The sequence below is a fragment of the Salinibacter altiplanensis genome (assembly GCF_002894645.1).
Taxonomy (GTDB): domain Bacteria; phylum Bacteroidota; class Rhodothermia; order Rhodothermales; family Salinibacteraceae; genus Salinibacter; species Salinibacter altiplanensis.
In genome coordinates, this window is the sequence record NZ_NCQY01000023.1 from 43,307 (window position 1) to 58,758 (window position 15,452).

Sequence of the window (15,452 nt, forward strand, 5' to 3'; positions counted from 1 at the left end):
CTTACGACTTGCAACAATGCCTTTCTCTTCTGTCGTTCAGAACCTGCTTGGCTGGCTCCGCACGCTCCTCCGAAACACATACTTCTGGGGGGGGCTCGGCGGGCTCCTGGTTCTGGGCGTGGCGGCGTATGTTCTGGTGGACGCGCTCCTCATGCCATCGTATACCCGGCACGGGGTGTCCGTACAGGTTCCCGATGTGGAACGCCAGTCTTTTCTAACGGCGAAGGAGCGTGTCGAAAACCACGCCCTTCAGGTCAAGCGCCAGGTGGGTCGCTTCAATCCGAATGTCCCACGAGAAACCGTGGTGGACCAAAACCCGCCTCCCCGCTCAGACGTGAAGCCGGGGCGACGTGTGTACCTGACAGTAAACGCGGGCGAGGCGCCCGTGGTGAACATCCCTGACCTGAACGGCATCTCGGTGCGGGAGGCCAAAAATCAGGTTGCCTCGCTCGGACTCAACGTCGGGGTGGTTGAGCCCGACTCGCTTCCCTCCCCATACCCAAACACAATTACCCGGCAGCGGCCCAGGCCGGGCGACTCTCTGAAGACGGGCGGCACCATCGATCTTTGGTACAGCACAGGACTCGGAACGGATAGCGTTCAGGTGCCAGGCGTTGCCGGACGGACGGTCGAACAGGCGCGGCGTCGGCTCCGGGCCCAAAAGCTGCGGGCCATTGTCGTTGCCCCCCGTACGCCTGACACGCCCAACTCCGACGCCCAGCCAGCCGACACCTCCTCGCCCCAGCGTTTTATCCAACGACAGGGCCGTCCCCCGGAGACAAAGGTGCGCGCCGGAACGGAAATCCGGCTCTTTGCAACCGACGACTCCACTGCGGTGCCGGAGCCTGCCTCCGCTTCTCCGGACACCGCAGCCTCCAACTGAGGGCCCCAAAGACGTGGGGGCGCCTCGGACGTCGGAGCCCTTCAGAAGTTGTTTGGCGGACGCTCTGTGGCCCCCCCGACGAGTACTTGGTCGCTGCGCTCCCAGCGCAAGATGGCTTCTGCATTCGCCCGGTAGCTCCCCACGGGCATGACCTCGCTCCTGCTCGGCCCCCGCTACAGAGACTCATTACAGAGACTCATTTGGGCACCATTTTGCAGCTTCGCCCACTGTGTGTACTCGGCTGGGCCTCGTCAGTCGCTACGCTCGTGTCGACTGAACATCAATCCACCAAACAGCTTCTCAGTCGTCCACGTGTACCGCAAACTCTCCATCGGTCTCCACGATCACCTCTTCCTTGTGCTTCGTCTGGAGGCGCCGACCGGTGAAGTCCGGCTGGAGGGGATACTCCCGGTGTCCCCGATCCACGAGGACGACGAGCTGAATGCTGCGCGGGCGTCCACACTGAAGGACTGCGTCGAGCGCGGCCCGCGCCGTCCGGCCTGTGAAGACCACATCGTCAACGAGGATCACGTCCCGATCCGTCACATCCACGTCGTGGGGCGCCCTCCCGGGCGACTCTAGGTCGGGGCGGTCGTCCCGAAAGGGCGTCACGTCGAGATCGTGGGGCTCTAAACCGGTTCCTTCCACTGCCCCAATGTCATCCGCCAGGACCTGGGCCAGCGGAACACCACTCCGCTCTATTCCAAACAGCTCGAGGGAGTCGGCCCCACGGTTCTGTTCGATGATCTCGAAGGCAAGACGTCGGAGCGTGCGGCGGACTCGCTGTGGAGACAGGATGCGCGTTCGGCCCATGTGTTGACTCGATATGGTCAATTTGGCTGTAGGAGACACGACGGAAGACGACAGTTCTTTTCGCAATGATACGGCATGGCGGGCCGAATGTCGAAAGCCAGGGGCTGAGCAACGACAACTCGTTCCGCCCTCCATAGATCACTCCCCTGCGGGCCTCGGGCTGCCACGGGGGATTTTGAGGCGGTCGCGTCGAGGGCCTGGGGCAACCTCCGACGGCTGCGGAAGCGGAGGCAATTCCGCCCGCGGGTTCGTCGGTAGATTGTACCGTTGTGCCCCAAGGGGAGGGGAACGTCCGACGGCGACGCAGCGGGTATTCTGCCCTCCCCACCGGGCCTTTGGGCGCTCCACTTTCTCCCTGCCCTCCGGTTGTCTCAAATGTAAATCGAGCGGGAATCCAGGACCGACGTTTCCCCTTTCGCGTTGCTACAAGTACGAAACGCATCTGCAACGATCGGGGCACGAGGCGGGTCTTTCTACCAGTGTCCTCGTTCTACAATTGCCATTTTGACGTCCCTTCTCCAAGCGACCGTTTTCTCAGATGACGCCCTACGAGTTTATACAGCGCTACGACCGCGAGGAATACAACAGCGACTCCCGTCTGGTGGAGGGGGAGTTCTTCCCCTCGGCCAAGCTCGGCGTCGAGTCGGGCGATACGGTCGGGGTCGTGCTTCTGAACCTGGGCGGCCCCGACGGCGAGGAGTCCGTCGAGCCGTTCCTCTACAACCTGTTCATGGACCCGGCAATCATCGACTTCTCGGAGGTCGTCTACTTCCAGGCACGGGGCCGCGTTCGCCAGGCATTCTCCAAGGTCATCTCGTACTTCCGGTCCAAGTCGGTCGCCGAGGACTACAAGGAGATCAACGACGACGGGGGCTCGCCCATCAATCCGCTCACGCGCGAGCAGGCCGACAATCTGGAGCAGCGGCTCAACGAGCAATACGCCGCGGAGACGGGGGCCACGTTCAAAACGTACATGGCGATGCGGTACTGGGAGCCGTTCAGCGAGGACGCGGCCGCCCAGATGCAGGAGGACGGGGTCGACAAGGTGGTGTTGCTCCCCCTCTACCCCCAGTACTCCAAAACGACGACGGGCGCCTCGCTCGTGTACTGGCACGAGCTGGAGAAGGCAGGCGAAATTCCGGCCTGGCCCACAACGTCGGTCTTCGAGTACGCCACGTACCCGAAATACATCCAGGCCTTGAGTGACCGAATCGACGAAGGCCTGCAGCGCTTCCCCGACGACGTGCGCGACGACGTGCACCTTCTCTTCAGCGCGCACGGCACCCCCCTGACAGAGATGAAAGACCGGGAGGACCCGTACTGCTGTCTCGTCCACTCCACAGTCAAGCACCTGATGGAGCACCGCGGGTTCAACCACGACTTTAGCACGGCCTTCCAGAGCAAGGTCGGGCCCTCGGAATGGCTGACGCCCGCCACAGACGAAACTGTGGAGGAGCTGGCGGAAGAAGACGAGGACGTGCTCGTGATCCCGGTGGCGTTTGTGACCGATCACATCGAGACGAGCTACGAGCTGGCCATTGAGATCCCGGAGGATCTCGAAGAGGAGGGCGCCCCAATCCCGGAGCACTACGAGGTGATGCCGGGCCTCAACAGCCACCCGAAGTTCATCGAGACGCTCGCGGACATGACGGCCGCTCAGCTTCAGCTGCCGAATGTGGAGACCCCCACGTCGGCCTCCGATCGCCCCTGCTGCCAGGTCGACAACCGCGACATCCGCTGCCACCAGTGTCAGCATGTGGCCGAGGCGACTGACTGGTCCGCGTCGGAAGAAGAGGAGGCGCGCGAATTGGAGGCGGCGTAGGACACACGGGCGTTGGCCGTTCCGATCAGTCTCTCGGGCCTCCGCTCAGCGATGGGAGGGCGTCGTAAGACGGCCATTCGGCCACGGCCACAGGGCGCAGCGAAGCCGTCACCGCGCAGTGGTCGGACGGGGGGGCAGGGGTCCCGCACCACCGCTGTGCGCGCGCTACCTCGAAGAATTGAGGAGGGTACAAGATGTGATCGATCTTTTGGGCGGGGGCGTCGGACGGGTAGGTGGACTCCGCCGCGGTGGTGTCGGTGGCCGGCCGCAAATCAGTGCCTCTCAGCAGGCGGTGCATCGTCGCATCCGCCGTCCCCTCCTGTGCGGCCTGCGTCTCAGGCACGAGCCGGCTGTTGAAGTCGCCGAGCAGGAGCGTCGGAATGCCCCGATCGGCGAGGCGGCGGTAGAGCTCGTTCACAGTGCGGGCCTGTTCCTCGCGCGTTTCGACGTGGAAGGCCTCAAGGTGTACGTTCAGGACCGCGAGCGGGTGCCCGTCCACGTCGACCACACTCACCTGTGCCAAACGATCGAGGTAAAATGCATCCCGAAAAAACGGCTGCGGGGGACGCGGGAGCACCGTCCGCACGTGCCGCCGTACGGGGAGTCGGCTGAGGACGGCCTGCCCGGAGAGGGTCCGACCAAAGTGTACGGCGGGGCGGCCATACGGAAAGGGGAGGTATCGCTCATCCCAGTTTACCGCCTGCGCCGCCCCGGAATACCCGAGACGCGTGGCGAGGGTGTCGAGTTGGTGCACATGTGCGGCGCGGGCCCCTCCAAAATCGATTTCCTGGAGGGCGACGAGGTCGGGGGCAACGCCCCGAAAAAAATCGACGACCTGATCCATGTTGGCGTGGAAGAGGCTATCGGGACGCACCACCGGCTCGTTGTTCGTCCTTCCCGAGAGGTAGCCGATGTTGTAGGTCGTTACCGTGAGCGGGTCCGGCCGCGTGGTGTCGGGCCCGGCGGCGTAGGTCCGGATCTGCGAGAGCTCCCCCTCGGGCAGCGCCCCGGAGCTCGCCCAGAAGAAGAGTCCGGCGGCGCCGAGAAGCAGGCCGCCAACGACCAACCCGAACACTCGAAGCGCTCGTCTCATCATGCTGTCGTTGACTGATGCGCGTTGAACGAAACCGGACGGGATGTGGACCTGCCAATGGCCTCTCTCTTCAGCCCGGTACACCGGGCGGGGCCTTCTCTTTCTTTGCACCGGGGAGCGCTCCGCACAGGCGCAGTCTCCCCGGGCCGCCCTGGAGCCACAGACGGGACACTGGAAGGGCCCGTTCGGGGTATACACCCACGACGGCAAACAGGTCGATTCCCTTTCGGCAGAGCACCGCTACCGATGGGAGGACAGCGTGCAGGTGGGCACGCAGGTGGATCGGTCTCCGGACGGACGGGTCGTCCGAAAGACGGCGCGCAATTACGTCACCGACGAGGGGCGGCTGATCTGCGAGGTCGACGAGCCCGGCGGCCCCGCCCTTACGTATCGCGGGCAGGTGTCCGACGGCGTGATCACCTGGCACCGGACCACCGACGCCGGGGTCGTCGAGAGCTTTCGGGAGCGCGTGGTCGACACCCCCACCGGTCCGGAGTATCGGATCGATGGCTTCGGCGTCTACCCGAGCGAGGACGGAACGCGGAGCTATCTTCATTTTGTCGGGCGGTATCGGGCCGTTCACCAGGACGTGTCGACGGGGCGGGAGTAGTCCTGGGGGGGCGGGAGCACCGCAATGCGGACCCGCCGGTTGCGGCGGCGGCCCGGGGCCGTCGCGTTGGACGCCACGGGGGCTGTGGTCCCGTAGGCAAGGGCAGCAAACTGCGAGGGGGCAAGGGTGCTGTGGGCGATGAGGTAGCGAGCAACAGCGGTGGCGCGGGCCGCCGAGAGTTCCCAATTCGACGTAAACCGCTCCTGCAGGGACTCACTCAGGGGCGTATCGTCAGCGTGCCCCTCCACCCGAACCGAGCGGGCGGAGTAGGCCCTTTCTAGGTGGCCAATTGCGGCCTGGAGTCGTCCTTCCCCCGCCGCCGTGAGCGTGGCCGTGCCGGACTCAAACAGCGAGTCGGCCGGGAGCACACGCACCGTTCGTCCTCCCTGCCGAAGCATCTGCACCTCGTAGGTCCGGCGGTTCAGCCGGTCTTCCAGGACGCGCAGGTCACGGTAGTACTGTCCCGTCGCCACGTCGTCGCGCACCCTCAGGGAGTCCTCCGCCCGGCGGAGCCGACTGCGCAGGGCGGCATTCTCGGCCCGGAGGGAGTCCAGACGGGACGCGGCAGGGTCCCCTACAAGCTGCGTCGTGGCGCACCCGACCAGCCCAGGAAGGGCGACGACGAGGCCGGCAAAGAGGAGAAGAGGACGCATCGGGGGAAGGCAGCGGCAGGGCGAGACCGGGCGTTGCGCTACGAAGCGGAGGCGGGGGTTTCTTCTCCTGCGGGCGATGGGCTCCAGGCCAGCAGCGCGAGCACGGCCCCAAACCCAATCAGAGCGAGAAGAACGACCGCCCCAATCGGTTCGCCCGCCTCGGGCGCCCGCAGGACGCGCTCAGCCCCGCCGTAGGGCCAGAGGGCGCGGAGGGCCCCAGCAATAAGCCCCACGAGCGCCGCCATCGTCGCGTCGTGGCGATGCGTGAGGAGCAGATCGAGCAGCTTCGCGAACGTGCCGAGCCCCACGGCCGCCCCCGCACAGAAGGTGAGCACGTATCCTCCGTCAAGCATATTGAGGGCCTCCAGCGTGGGGGCGTATATGCCCAGCGCCTCCAGCAGGAACGCCCCACTCACGCCGGGCAGAATCATGGCACAAATCGCGACCATGGCCGAAACAAAGATCCGGACGGGGCCCGGGTCCGGCGCGGCCAGGGCGGGAAGACTAGTCAAGACAAAGGCCCCGGCGGCACAGGCAAGGCCAATGCCAACCCGTAGGCCCGTGACCCGCTCGATGCGGCGGGCCGGGATCAGAAGCGACGCGGCCACGAGCCCGAGGAAGAGCCCACGCATGGGCGCCGGATACGCCTCCATCAGGGGCGGGATAACCTGCGCCCCCCCAAGAATGGCGACCACGATGCCTCCCAGGAGGGGACCGATGAGGCGCCACGGCACCGCCGCCCAGTGCTGCCGAGCCGCCGCAGGGTCGAGTCGGAGCAGCGCGAGCCCAGCGGAGGCCCCCGAGCTGAGGGCCCCCACGAGCTGCTCGTAAATGCCCACGATGAGGGCCATGGTGCCCCCACTTACCCCGGGAATGACATCGGCACCCCCCATCAGCACGCCGTACAGCACGTAGCGGACGAAGGCAAACGGGACGGTGGGCATGCGGCGGAGGACAGATGGGTTCGGCGAGAGACTGCTGACTCAAACACGGCGGCCGTCGCGACAGCCCAGGCCGGGCCGGTGGGGACTACGAATCGAGGTCGAGAAGCCGTCGGACGCGGTCGTTGTCATAAAGGGTGGGATAGGCCTTCTGGAACTCCTCCTTCTTCGCAGGATCGAGTTGAAAGGCCGTCTTGAGGGCCCGAATGCTTTCGTCCGCCCGCCCGAGGGCCAGCAGGGCCTTGGCCTGTCGGAAGTACGTGTTGGCACTTTTCGGGGCAAGCTCCAGTGCCTCCCGGTACGCCTCCAGCGCCTCCTCGGGCTGCTCCTTGTCCAGCAGCGTCTCGGCGTAGCCCGTCCAGGCGTGCTCGTTCGATTCATCGAGCCGGACGGCGTGCTGGTAGGACTCCAGCGCCTCGTCGAGCTTCCCCATCTTGTACGCACAGTCGGCCCGCGCCGTCCAGAATTTCGGCACGTTTGCGTCCAGGTTCACGGCGTACCGGAAGCACTCCAGCGCCTCTTCGTGCCGCTCATCCATGTCAAAGCAGCAGCCAAGGCCGTACCACGCCTCCGGGTAGCTCGATTTTAGATCGAGCGTCTTCTCGTAGTAGGTGCGTGCCGCGCGGAGGTCTCCCTGCTCCTCGTAGGCAAGCGCGAGGTTGTAGTAGGTCGCCGCGTCCGGGCCCTCAAGCTCCAGCACGTGCTCGTAGCTCTCGATGGCCGCCTCCAGGTCTCCCCGATTCGCCTCCGCGTTGCCTCGGTTGTAGTAGGCCGACGAGAACGTGTCGTGAATCGCAAGGGCCATGTCGTAGCTCTCTATTGCCTCCCCAAAACGCCCCAGGCGATTGAGCACAATGCCGCGGTTGTACCAGGCATCCTTCGAGTAGGGGTCAATGTCGAGGTGGTTGTCGTAGGCCTCCACGCTCTTCTCGTCCTCGCCGAGCCGGTCGTAGCAGTAGCCCAACTCGTACCAGACCTCCGGGTGCTCCGGGTAGACGTCCGCACACCGCCGGAAGGCATCCACGGCCGCCTCCAGTTGCTCATCTCGTTCCAGAGTGACCCCGAGGTTGAAAAGCGCCTCTCCGTGCAGCGGATTGATCGAGAGCGCCTCGTCGTAGGCCTGCAGGGCCTCGTCGGTCCGCCCGAGACCGTCGAGCGTGATCCCGAGATTAATGAGCGTCTCGGTGTCGGTCGGGTTCACGTCGAGGGCTTGCTCGTAGGCCTCCAGGGCCTCTTCCGGGCGGCCCAGGTTGTTTAGGAGAATGCCGCGCCGCATCCAGGCATCGGAGGTGTAGGGGTGAAGCTCAATGAGGCGGTCGATGACCTCAAGGGCCTTTTTCATTTCTCCCTCCTCAAAATAAAAGGAGGCAATCTCTTCGAGGTCCCCGGAGTCGAAGTACGCGGACGGGTCGTTTTCGTAGGCGGCCACGAGATCCTCAAGAGGGTTCTCGTTCGGAGAGTCCTCAAAGTCATCGAAGCCAAAGTCGAACGTGTTCATACCACACCAGTACGTGAATAGGAAGTCCGCACGGTTGTCGCCGAATCGTCATGCCAAGGGCCACGGCCGGCGCTTGCTCCTAAGTATAATGTTTCCTCGGAGGAACTTGCAAAGAGGACGCCGTCGTGGGTCCCGCGCACACACCGAACCAATTCTTGTCCACGGAGCCGCCACCATGCTGCTTCTCACGTTCGAAGGCATCGACGGAAGCGGGAAGAGCACGCAGGCCCGCCGGCTGAACGAACATCTGCAGGAGCACGGGCACGAGACCCTCCTCGTCCGCGAGCCCGGGGGCACCGAGCTGTCCGAACAGGTCCGTTCCATCCTGTTGGAGCCTGACCTAAACGTCCATCCAATGGCAGAGTTGCTTCTGTTCTCGGCGGCCCGGACCCAGCTTGTGACCGAGCGCATTCGGCCGGCGTTGGAGGCGGGACAGATTGTCATTTGCGACCGCTTTTACGACTCGACCACGGCCTATCAGGGGGCCGGCCGGAACGTCGCCAATCCGGAATGGCTCCAGTCGTTTCACCACCGCGTCACGGACGGCCTCGTTCCCACCCGCACCTATCTCGTGGAGCTCGACCCGGCGACCGCCCGCGCCCGGCGCACGGAAGACGACCCGACGGACGACCGCATGGAGGCCGAAGACGAGGCGTTTTATCACCGTGTTGCGGCGGCCTACGATGCCCTTGCCGACGAGCATCCGGCCCGTATTCATCGCCTCGACGGGCACCGGTCGATCGACGCCCTGCACACCGAAATTCGGGCCGACGTAGAGGCTCTTCTGGACGCTGCTCCCGGAACCCCCCACACGGCCTCCGGTTCGTCTAGTCCCTGAGCAGGGCTACTCGCATCGGGGGACACCTGCTCGTGGCCCCACGCCCCGACGTCCCCTCTGCTGTCCAATACAGGCCCCAGTGGCATGTCGACCCTTCCCCAACAGAAGATCGACGAGGTTCGCTCGATCTTCCAGGCCTTCCTCAAGAATCGCAACAAGCGACAGACGCCGGAGCGCTTCGCCGTCCTGGAAGAGATTTACCAGACGGAAGATCACGTCGACGCCGACGAGCTGTACGTCCGCCTCAAGCAGGACGGCACCGAGGTGAGCCGGGCCACGGTCTACAACACCCTGGAGCTGCTGCTGGAGTGCGACCTGGTGGTGCGTCATCAGTTTGGGAAGAACCAAGCCAAGTACGAGCGGGCCTACAGCTACTGGCAGCACGACCACCTCATCTGCATGGACTGCAATGAGCTGTTCGAGTTTTGCGACCCGCGGCTGCAGAGCATCCAGGAAATGGTGGCCGACATCTATGAGTTCGAGATCAAGCATCACTCGCTGAACATGTACGGCCACTGCATCCGGGAGAACTGCCCGAACCGGTCCGAGGGGTCGGATCGCGAAGAGGCCGACTCCGCGGACAAGACGACCGCGAAGAAGGCCGCCACGAGTGAGACTGAGGCGTAGCGCAACAGACAGGGCTCCCTCTTCACTTCCCTAACAGCCCGTCTGCTCCGAGCGAGAGAACAGAACCTCGTCGTTCGCGTCTGCCGGCCCGTCCTGCACGTTCACCGCCACGAGGATGTACGGGGACGTGAGCACCTGCGTGGCGGCGCACGCATCGCCCGGCACGGTCTCGACAAACTCAACGCGCATCGCCCCCTCGTCTTCGTCGGCCACCACCCGGTCGATGTCCACCGAATATCCCCCGGTTGACCGTTCGCCCAACACGATGGCCACGACCATCCGCGCATCAAAGTCAACCGGGGGCGGATCCGGGAGCGCGTCTTCGTGCGCGCCGGTCTGCCCTTCGTGCAGCTTCGCCCAGAAGTCAGCGAGCTCGTCTTCGTTCCGGAGGACGGCCTGCGTGCCCTCGACGATGTCGCCGTATTTGCCACGATCGATCTCTTGGGTATTCACGGTCCCCTTCGCGACTGCTTGCGTTTCCACGTCGGCGTCGAAGTTCGTCTCGTCGGTTGGGGGCGGGCCTGCGCCGGTGCATGCCCCAATCAGCAGGATCGCCACCCCCAGAACGATAGGGACTCGCGGACGGGGGGGCCCTCCAGCTCGCTGAGGGCCGTCGTGCCGTATCGCAAGAAGGAAATCCATTGGTAAAACGGGCCATTGGCGGAACAGGATCGAGGGTCTCTGCGCGTCTGTGTCTTCGTACACGCACCTGTTCCCCAACACACAGTTGCGACGGCCTGCTGGCCCGCGGCCCTCACTGCCGGCGCACATCTTGAGTTTCGTTTTCTCCTCCGGCCCTACACGCTGTGCAGGAGAACGCCACCCGGGCCCTCGTCCGCGGATGCGGGCTGTTCCTCGCCGGCCGGACTGGCCCAAACGTCCACGGGCACGTAGCCGAGGGGCCGGTCCCAAGGGCGATGTGTGCGATCTGGATCGCAGGCATTCCGATCGCACTGTGCAGGCTGAGCAGGCACACCGTTGGCAGTGACAGTCCCCCGGACCAGACGATCCGGGGTGCACCGGCAATCGGGGGCCCACGGTACAGAAAAGAAAGGCGAGCCCTGCACGCTGCGGGCGTCCGGGGGGGCATTCAGTTGCCCGCGGGCGCCGCGGTCTCCACCTCTTCTTGGAAGTAGTCCAGCGTGCGACGAAGGCCCTCCCGCCGATCCACATCCGGGGTCCATCCCAGTTTTTCCTTGGCCCGCGAGATGTCCGGCTGGCGTACCTGAGGGTCGTCGGACGGCAGTGGCTCGTAGGTGATCTCGCTGTCCGTCCCGGTCACCTCGATGATCTCCTCAGCAAACTCCTGGATTGTGATCTCGTCGGGGTTCCCAATGTTTACCGGGTCGGTGGTGTCGCTCATCAGGAGCCGGTAGAGCCCCTCCACGAGGTCGTCGACGTAGCAGAACGCGCGCGTCTGGCTGCCATCGCCGTAGACGGTGAGGGGATCGCCCCGAAGCGCCTGCGACATGAAGTTGGGCAGGGCCCGCCCGTCGTCCACGCGCATGCGCGGTCCATACGTGTTGAAGATCCGTGCGATGCGGGTCTCCACGCCGTGGTACCGGTGGTACGCCATCGTGAGCGCCTCCCCGAACCGTTTGGCCTCGTCGTACACCCCCCGCTTGCCGATCGGATTCACGTTGCCCCAGTAGTCTTCCGGTTGGGGATGGACCTGCGGATCGCCATACACCTCGCTCGTTGACGCGATTAGCAGACGAGCCTCCTTCGCCTTGGCAAGCCCCAGGGCCTTGTGGGTGCCGAGCGCCCCCACCTTCAACGTCTGGATCGGGTACTGCAGATAATCATCCGGCGCAGCGGGACTCGCGAAGTGGAGGACGTAGTCGAGCTCGCCGTTGACGTGGAGGTAGTCAGTCACGTCGTACTCGACAAACCGGAAGCGGTCCTGCCCGAGCTCGAACAGGTGCTCGATGTTTTCGGTGTCTCCCGTGATGAGGTTGTCCATGCAGATCACCGAGTGGCCCTCCTCGATGAGGCGGTCGCAGAGGTGGGAGCCAAGGAAGCCGGCACCGCCGGTGATGAGTGTACGGGGCATGGGCGGGGGCGTGGGAACGTGGAAAAGGAAACGCGGGGTGGGGTGGGGGCTACGGCTGTCCGTTTTCGACAATAGCCTCCTCGATGGCCTCCTGATTGGTCTCCGGCGCGTAGCTCGGCCGTCCGATGCTGTGGTACTCGAAGCCCATCTCGGCCATCCGGGCCGGGTCGTACAGGTTGCGCCCATCGAGCACGAGCGGGGTCTCCAGGTGGTCTCGCACTGCGCCCAGGTCCGGCCGCCGAAACTCGTGCCACTCCGTGCAAATCAGGAGCGATTCGGCCCCGTCGACCGCCTCGTACATGCCGTCGGCGTACGCGATCTGGTCACCGAACGTCTCTCTCGTCGTCTCGATGGCCTCGGGATCGTACCCTACCACGTCGGCCCCTTTCTCCAGGAGATGGTCGATAATGATGTGTGAGGGCGCTTCGCGGGTGTCGTCGGTGCCGGGCTTGAACGACAGGCCCCAAACGGCAATCCGCCGGCCCTCCAGGTCGCCGTCGAAGTAGTCCTCCGCCTGCTCGGCGAGGCGTCGGCGCTGTTGATCGTTCACGTCGAGGACAGAGTCCAGAATTTGGAAGTCGTACCCCTCTTCTCGGCTCTTTCGGGCGAGGGCCTGGACGTCCTTTGGGAAGCAACTGCCCCCGAACCCGATGCCCGCGTACAAGAAGTGTGGGCCGATGCGATGGTCTTTGCTGATGCCCAGGCGCACTTTGTCTACGTTGGCCCCCACCCGCTCGCAGACGTTCGCGATCTCGTTCATGAACGAGATGCGCGTGGCCAGAAGCGAGTTGGCGGCGTATTTGATCATCTCCGCCGAACGGCGATCGACGACAAGGATGGGATTCCCCTGCCGCACGAATGGCTCGTACAGCCGCTCCATCTTCTCGGCGGCCTGGTCGCTCTCAGTGCCAATGACGACGCGATCTGGCTTCAGGAAGTCCTCCACCGCAGACCCTTCCCGCAGAAACTCCGGATTGGAGACGACATCCACTTCCCGCCCGATCTCGAGGCCGCGGTCCGCAAATACCTCCTCCACCCGATCGCCAGTGCCCACCGGGACAGTGCTTTTGTTGACGACGACCCGGTACTCGGGAGCGTCCGCCTCGATCAGCAGATCCGCCACGTCGTCCGCCGCCTCCAGCACGTACGAGAGATCGGCCGAGCCGTCCTCCCCCGGTGGCGTCGGAAGGGCAAAGAATACAATCTTCGCGTCGGTGAGGCCTTCTGCCAGGTCCGTCGTGAAGTGAAGGCGATCCTCGGCCCGCGCTCGCTCGAAATACCGGTTTAGGTCGGGCTCGTAAATCGGAACCTCACCGTTGGAAAGCTGAGCAACTTTTTCCTCGTCGATGTCAATGCACGTGACATCGTGGCCCATTTCCGCAAAGCAGGTGCCCGAGACGAGACCGACGTACCCGGTACCAATCACCGTGATGTCCATACCAGCAAAATTCGTTTCGATCCGTAGAGATGTGCGTGAAATGCCCCGACTGAGCAGAACGGTACAAAGGACATTTGTGTTTACCGTAAGGTGAAAACCGTCACCCGCAAACGCAACGAGGTTCTGCTCGACGCACCGTTGCAGCGGCATCTTTGTAGAACCTACTTCTTTCGCATACAAAAACCGATCCGTCTCAGGAGAGACTAACACCGATAGGGGTTGACGCAACGCCGACAACCTCTCAGAGGAGACGGTCCGTCCCCCGCAGCATTCCACTCCCCCCCGGAGGCCGGGGCTCCTTGTCCAAAATAACGGAAGTCCATCGGCTACAGTGGACACACGTCCCCTTAGCCCCGAGCACAGTTATCCACAACGCATCCACAGACCGTCCCAGCACTTCACAATAACAGATTTACAAAGGGAGGCCAAACATCGTACTGAGCCCTCTTTCCAGGGATTTAAAGTCTGTTATTGTTCCACTTAGGGGCCTCCTCAAAAAACGTGAAGAAGTTATCCACAATCGGTGCACAGTCTATTCAGGGACCGGCAATTCTCACTCTCGGAAGAGGAGCGTGCAGACAACATCGACTTGTTCACGAAGGTCCATCGAGAAGAGACGGATGCGGGAAGGGACGCGGGCACGGCTGAGTACTCCGAGGCGTATTTGATCGTGCACCCGTACGGCTCCGCGCACTTGGGACTCACTTCTTCTCCGCTCATCATAGCGTCGAGGGCCTTCTAGACGTAGTTCGTCGCCCCCTCAACGTCGGCCGCGTGGGGCATTCGGAGGAAGCGCACCGTCACGGATTCCTGAAGGGTGGTGTCAAAGAAGCGAGGCGCGCGTGGTCGGACGCAGCGGTGTCGGTTGGCCCCGGCGTGCCACGGTCGGATCACCGGGACTCGCGCGTGGCCACCGTCGATGGAAGGTCGTTCAGGGCATCAAGGACGGTCGCTTCCGTGAGCACCTCCGGCAAGAGCTCTGGCTCGGCACCGTTGCCCCCGTACAGCACGTAGACCGGGACCCCACTCCGGCCGTGCGATGCGAGCGCGTTGGTGATTTCCGGGTCTCGATTTGTCCAGTCGGCCCGCACGAGCGCCACGTTCTTCTCGTCGAACGCATTCTGCACCGACTCCGCCGTCAAGACGCGGCGCTTGTTGACCTGACAGGTGAGGCACCAAGCAGCGGTAAAGTCCACGAAAACCGGGCGGCCCTTCGCCCGGAGCGACTCAATGGTTTCTGGGGCGTAGGGGCGCCACGTCATTTCCGTGCCCGACGCCTCGCCGGTGGCAGCGGCCGTGGCCCGCTCGGCGGAGGACGAGCCCGCCCCGATGACGGCGATCGCGATGCCGCCCACCAGTGCGGCCCCTGCGAGCCCCCGCGTGACCAGTGTGGTCGTCCGCGAGAACTGCGGCGCCGACCAGCGGTGTACAATCCAGACCGCCACGCCGAGCAGCAGGAGCCCGGCGAGCAGGAAGGCGACCCCGCCGTTGCTCGTCTGCCGACCGAAGACCCAGACGAGCCAAATGGCGGTGGCAAACATGGGGAAGGCGAAGGCCTGTTTCAGCGTCTCCATCCAGGCGCCCGGATCGGGCAGGCGATCAAGGAGGGCCGGCGTCATAGAGAGCACGACGTACGGCGTGGCCATGCCGACGCCGAGGGCGGTAAAGATTAAAAGCGCCCCCGCCGTCGACAGCGTCAGCGCCACGCCGAGTGCCGCCCCCATGAACGGCGCCGTGCAAGGCGTGGCGACGACCGTGGCGAGCACGCCGGTGAGAAAGGCACTCAGGTCGCCTCCCCCGGACGCGGCCGTCTGCATCCGCCCGCCCCAGCCCATCAGCGTCGTGCCCACCTCGAAGGCCCCGAGCAGGTTCAGCCCGATGCCGAAAAAGAGCATCGTCATGAGGGCGATGAAGATGGGCGACTGGAGCTGAAAGCCCCACCCAATCTGGCTGCCGGCCGCCCGGAGCGCGAGCAGCCCCCCGGCCAGGATCCACATCGACCCCAGTACGCCCGCCCCAAAGAGCAGCCCGTGGCGCCGCATCGCGCTCGCCTCGCCCCCTGCCTCCTCGGCAAATCCGAGAATCTTAACCGACAGGACCGGAAAGACGCAGGGCATCAGGTTGAGCAGAAGCCCACCGACAAGGGCAAACGCGAGAGCCCAGGGCAGCGAGAGCCCCCCCCC

General features: G+C 64.4%; 15 protein-coding genes. 5 read left to right on the forward strand and 10 right to left on the reverse strand.

Features of this window, described 5'->3' with window-relative positions:
* Window positions 1–16: 16 nt before the first annotated feature.
* Window positions 17–883, forward strand: a complete 867-nt coding sequence (locus tag B7R93_RS10400) for a PASTA domain-containing protein (protein ID WP_103020717.1) — start codon at window positions 17–19, stop codon at window positions 881–883.
* Window positions 884–1,183: 300 nt separating this feature from the next.
* On the opposite strand, the gene pyrR is transcribed toward B7R93_RS10400, so the two are convergent.
* Complete coding sequence (gene pyrR, locus B7R93_RS10405) at window positions 1,184–1,696, reverse strand: bifunctional pyr operon transcriptional regulator/uracil phosphoribosyltransferase PyrR (protein ID WP_198598652.1); 513 nt, start codon at window positions 1,694–1,696, stop codon at window positions 1,184–1,186.
* Window positions 1,697–2,234: 538 nt separating this feature from the next.
* On the opposite strand from pyrR, the gene hemH reads away from it, so the two are divergent.
* Window positions 2,235–3,518, forward strand: coding sequence for a ferrochelatase (gene hemH / locus B7R93_RS10410; RefSeq protein ID WP_103020719.1), 1,284 nt, complete (start codon window positions 2,235–2,237; stop codon window positions 3,516–3,518).
* Window positions 3,519–3,543: 25 nt separating this feature from the next.
* Here the strand turns inward: hemH and B7R93_RS10415 are convergent, their stop codons facing one another.
* The gene (locus tag B7R93_RS10415) at window positions 3,544–4,614 is read right to left on the reverse strand and encodes an endonuclease/exonuclease/phosphatase family protein (RefSeq protein WP_232798319.1); all 1,071 of its coding nucleotides are present in this window, start codon (window positions 4,612–4,614) and stop codon (window positions 3,544–3,546) included.
* 40 nt (window positions 4,615–4,654) lie between these two features.
* Between B7R93_RS10415 and B7R93_RS10420 the strand changes: the two genes are divergently transcribed.
* The gene (locus tag B7R93_RS10420) at window positions 4,655–5,221 is read left to right on the forward strand and encodes a hypothetical protein (protein WP_232798320.1); all 567 of its coding nucleotides are present in this window, start codon (window positions 4,655–4,657) and stop codon (window positions 5,219–5,221) included.
* On the opposite strand, the gene B7R93_RS10425 is transcribed toward B7R93_RS10420, so the two are convergent.
* From B7R93_RS10425 to B7R93_RS10435, 3 genes are all read right to left on the reverse strand, one after another.
* Window positions 5,191–5,874 (reverse strand): OmpA/MotB family protein, encoded by a 684-nt coding sequence (locus B7R93_RS10425; RefSeq protein ID WP_103020720.1) that lies wholly within the window; start codon window positions 5,872–5,874, stop codon window positions 5,191–5,193. The two genes, B7R93_RS10420 and B7R93_RS10425, sit on opposite strands and share 31 nt — an antisense overlap.
* A 38-nt stretch (window positions 5,875–5,912) precedes the next feature.
* Complete coding sequence (locus B7R93_RS10430) at window positions 5,913–6,818, reverse strand: DUF368 domain-containing protein (RefSeq protein WP_103020721.1); 906 nt, start codon at window positions 6,816–6,818, stop codon at window positions 5,913–5,915.
* An 85-nt stretch (window positions 6,819–6,903) separates the two neighbouring features.
* Window positions 6,904–8,313 (reverse strand): tetratricopeptide repeat protein, encoded by a 1,410-nt coding sequence (locus B7R93_RS10435; RefSeq protein ID WP_103020722.1) that lies wholly within the window; start codon window positions 8,311–8,313, stop codon window positions 6,904–6,906.
* A 175-nt stretch (window positions 8,314–8,488) separates the two neighbouring features.
* Here B7R93_RS10435 and tmk point away from each other — a divergent pair, with 175 nt between their 5' ends.
* Window positions 8,489–9,151, forward strand: coding sequence for a dTMP kinase (gene tmk, locus B7R93_RS10440; RefSeq protein ID WP_103020723.1), 663 nt, complete (start codon window positions 8,489–8,491; stop codon window positions 9,149–9,151).
* Between the two features lie 84 nt (window positions 9,152–9,235).
* Window positions 9,236–9,778, forward strand: a complete 543-nt coding sequence (locus B7R93_RS10445; protein ID WP_103020724.1) for a Fur family transcriptional regulator — start codon at window positions 9,236–9,238, stop codon at window positions 9,776–9,778.
* A 30-nt stretch (window positions 9,779–9,808) separates the two neighbouring features.
* Here B7R93_RS10445 and B7R93_RS10450 read toward each other — a convergent pair whose 3' ends face one another.
* The 5 genes from B7R93_RS10450 to B7R93_RS15900 all read right to left on the reverse strand — a co-directional run.
* A complete protein-coding gene (locus tag B7R93_RS10450; RefSeq protein ID WP_232798321.1) occupies window positions 9,809–10,336 on the reverse strand; it encodes a protease complex subunit PrcB family protein in 528 nt (175 codons plus the stop codon).
* Between the two features lie 532 nt (window positions 10,337–10,868).
* Window positions 10,869–11,831 carry a UDP-glucuronic acid decarboxylase family protein gene (locus tag B7R93_RS10455; RefSeq protein WP_103020725.1) on the reverse strand — a complete coding sequence of 321 codons (963 nt, stop codon included), beginning with the start codon at window positions 11,829–11,831 and terminating at the stop codon, window positions 10,869–10,871.
* Between the two features lie 49 nt (window positions 11,832–11,880).
* Complete coding sequence (locus tag B7R93_RS10460) at window positions 11,881–13,269, reverse strand: UDP-glucose dehydrogenase family protein (protein ID WP_103020726.1); 1,389 nt, start codon at window positions 13,267–13,269, stop codon at window positions 11,881–11,883.
* A gap of 738 nt (window positions 13,270–14,007) precedes the next feature.
* Window positions 14,008–14,163, reverse strand: coding sequence for a hypothetical protein (locus B7R93_RS15895; RefSeq protein ID WP_232798322.1), 156 nt, complete (start codon window positions 14,161–14,163; stop codon window positions 14,008–14,010).
* Window positions 14,160–15,452, reverse strand: a 1,293-nt coding sequence (locus B7R93_RS15900; RefSeq protein ID WP_232798323.1) for a protein-disulfide reductase DsbD family protein, incomplete at its 5' end; no start/stop codon positions are given. The genes B7R93_RS15900 and B7R93_RS15895, both read right to left, overlap by 4 nt.

Excerpts from the sequence above, each read along its gene's own strand:
- B7R93_RS10415 (WP_232798319.1), bottom strand. The coding sequence starts at position 4,614 with ATGATGAGACGAGCGCTTCGAGTGTTCGGGTTGGTCGTTGGCGGCCTG.
- B7R93_RS10425 (WP_103020720.1), bottom strand. The coding sequence starts at position 5,874 with ATGCGTCCTCTTCTCCTCTTTGCCGGCCTCGTCGTCGCCCTTCCTGGG.
- B7R93_RS10460 (WP_103020726.1), bottom strand. The coding sequence starts at position 13,269 with ATGGACATCACGGTGATTGGTACCGGGTACGTCGGTCTCGTCTCGGGC.
- B7R93_RS10435 (WP_103020722.1), bottom strand. The coding sequence starts at position 8,313 with ATGAACACGTTCGACTTTGGCTTCGATGACTTTGAGGACTCTCCGAAC.
- B7R93_RS10400 (WP_103020717.1), top strand. The coding sequence starts at position 17 with ATGCCTTTCTCTTCTGTCGTTCAGAACCTGCTTGGCTGGCTCCGCACG.
- B7R93_RS10420 (WP_232798320.1), top strand. The coding sequence starts at position 4,655 with ATGTGGACCTGCCAATGGCCTCTCTCTTCAGCCCGGTACACCGGGCGG.
- tmk (WP_103020723.1), top strand. The coding sequence starts at position 8,489 with ATGCTGCTTCTCACGTTCGAAGGCATCGACGGAAGCGGGAAGAGCACG.
- B7R93_RS10430 (WP_103020721.1), bottom strand. The coding sequence starts at position 6,818 with ATGCCCACCGTCCCGTTTGCCTTCGTCCGCTACGTGCTGTACGGCGTG.
- B7R93_RS10455 (WP_103020725.1), bottom strand. The coding sequence starts at position 11,831 with ATGCCCCGTACACTCATCACCGGCGGTGCCGGCTTCCTTGGCTCCCAC.
- pyrR (WP_198598652.1), bottom strand. The coding sequence starts at position 1,696 with ATGGGCCGAACGCGCATCCTGTCTCCACAGCGAGTCCGCCGCACGCTC.
- hemH (WP_103020719.1), top strand. The coding sequence starts at position 2,235 with ATGACGCCCTACGAGTTTATACAGCGCTACGACCGCGAGGAATACAAC.
- B7R93_RS10445 (WP_103020724.1), top strand. The coding sequence starts at position 9,236 with ATGTCGACCCTTCCCCAACAGAAGATCGACGAGGTTCGCTCGATCTTC.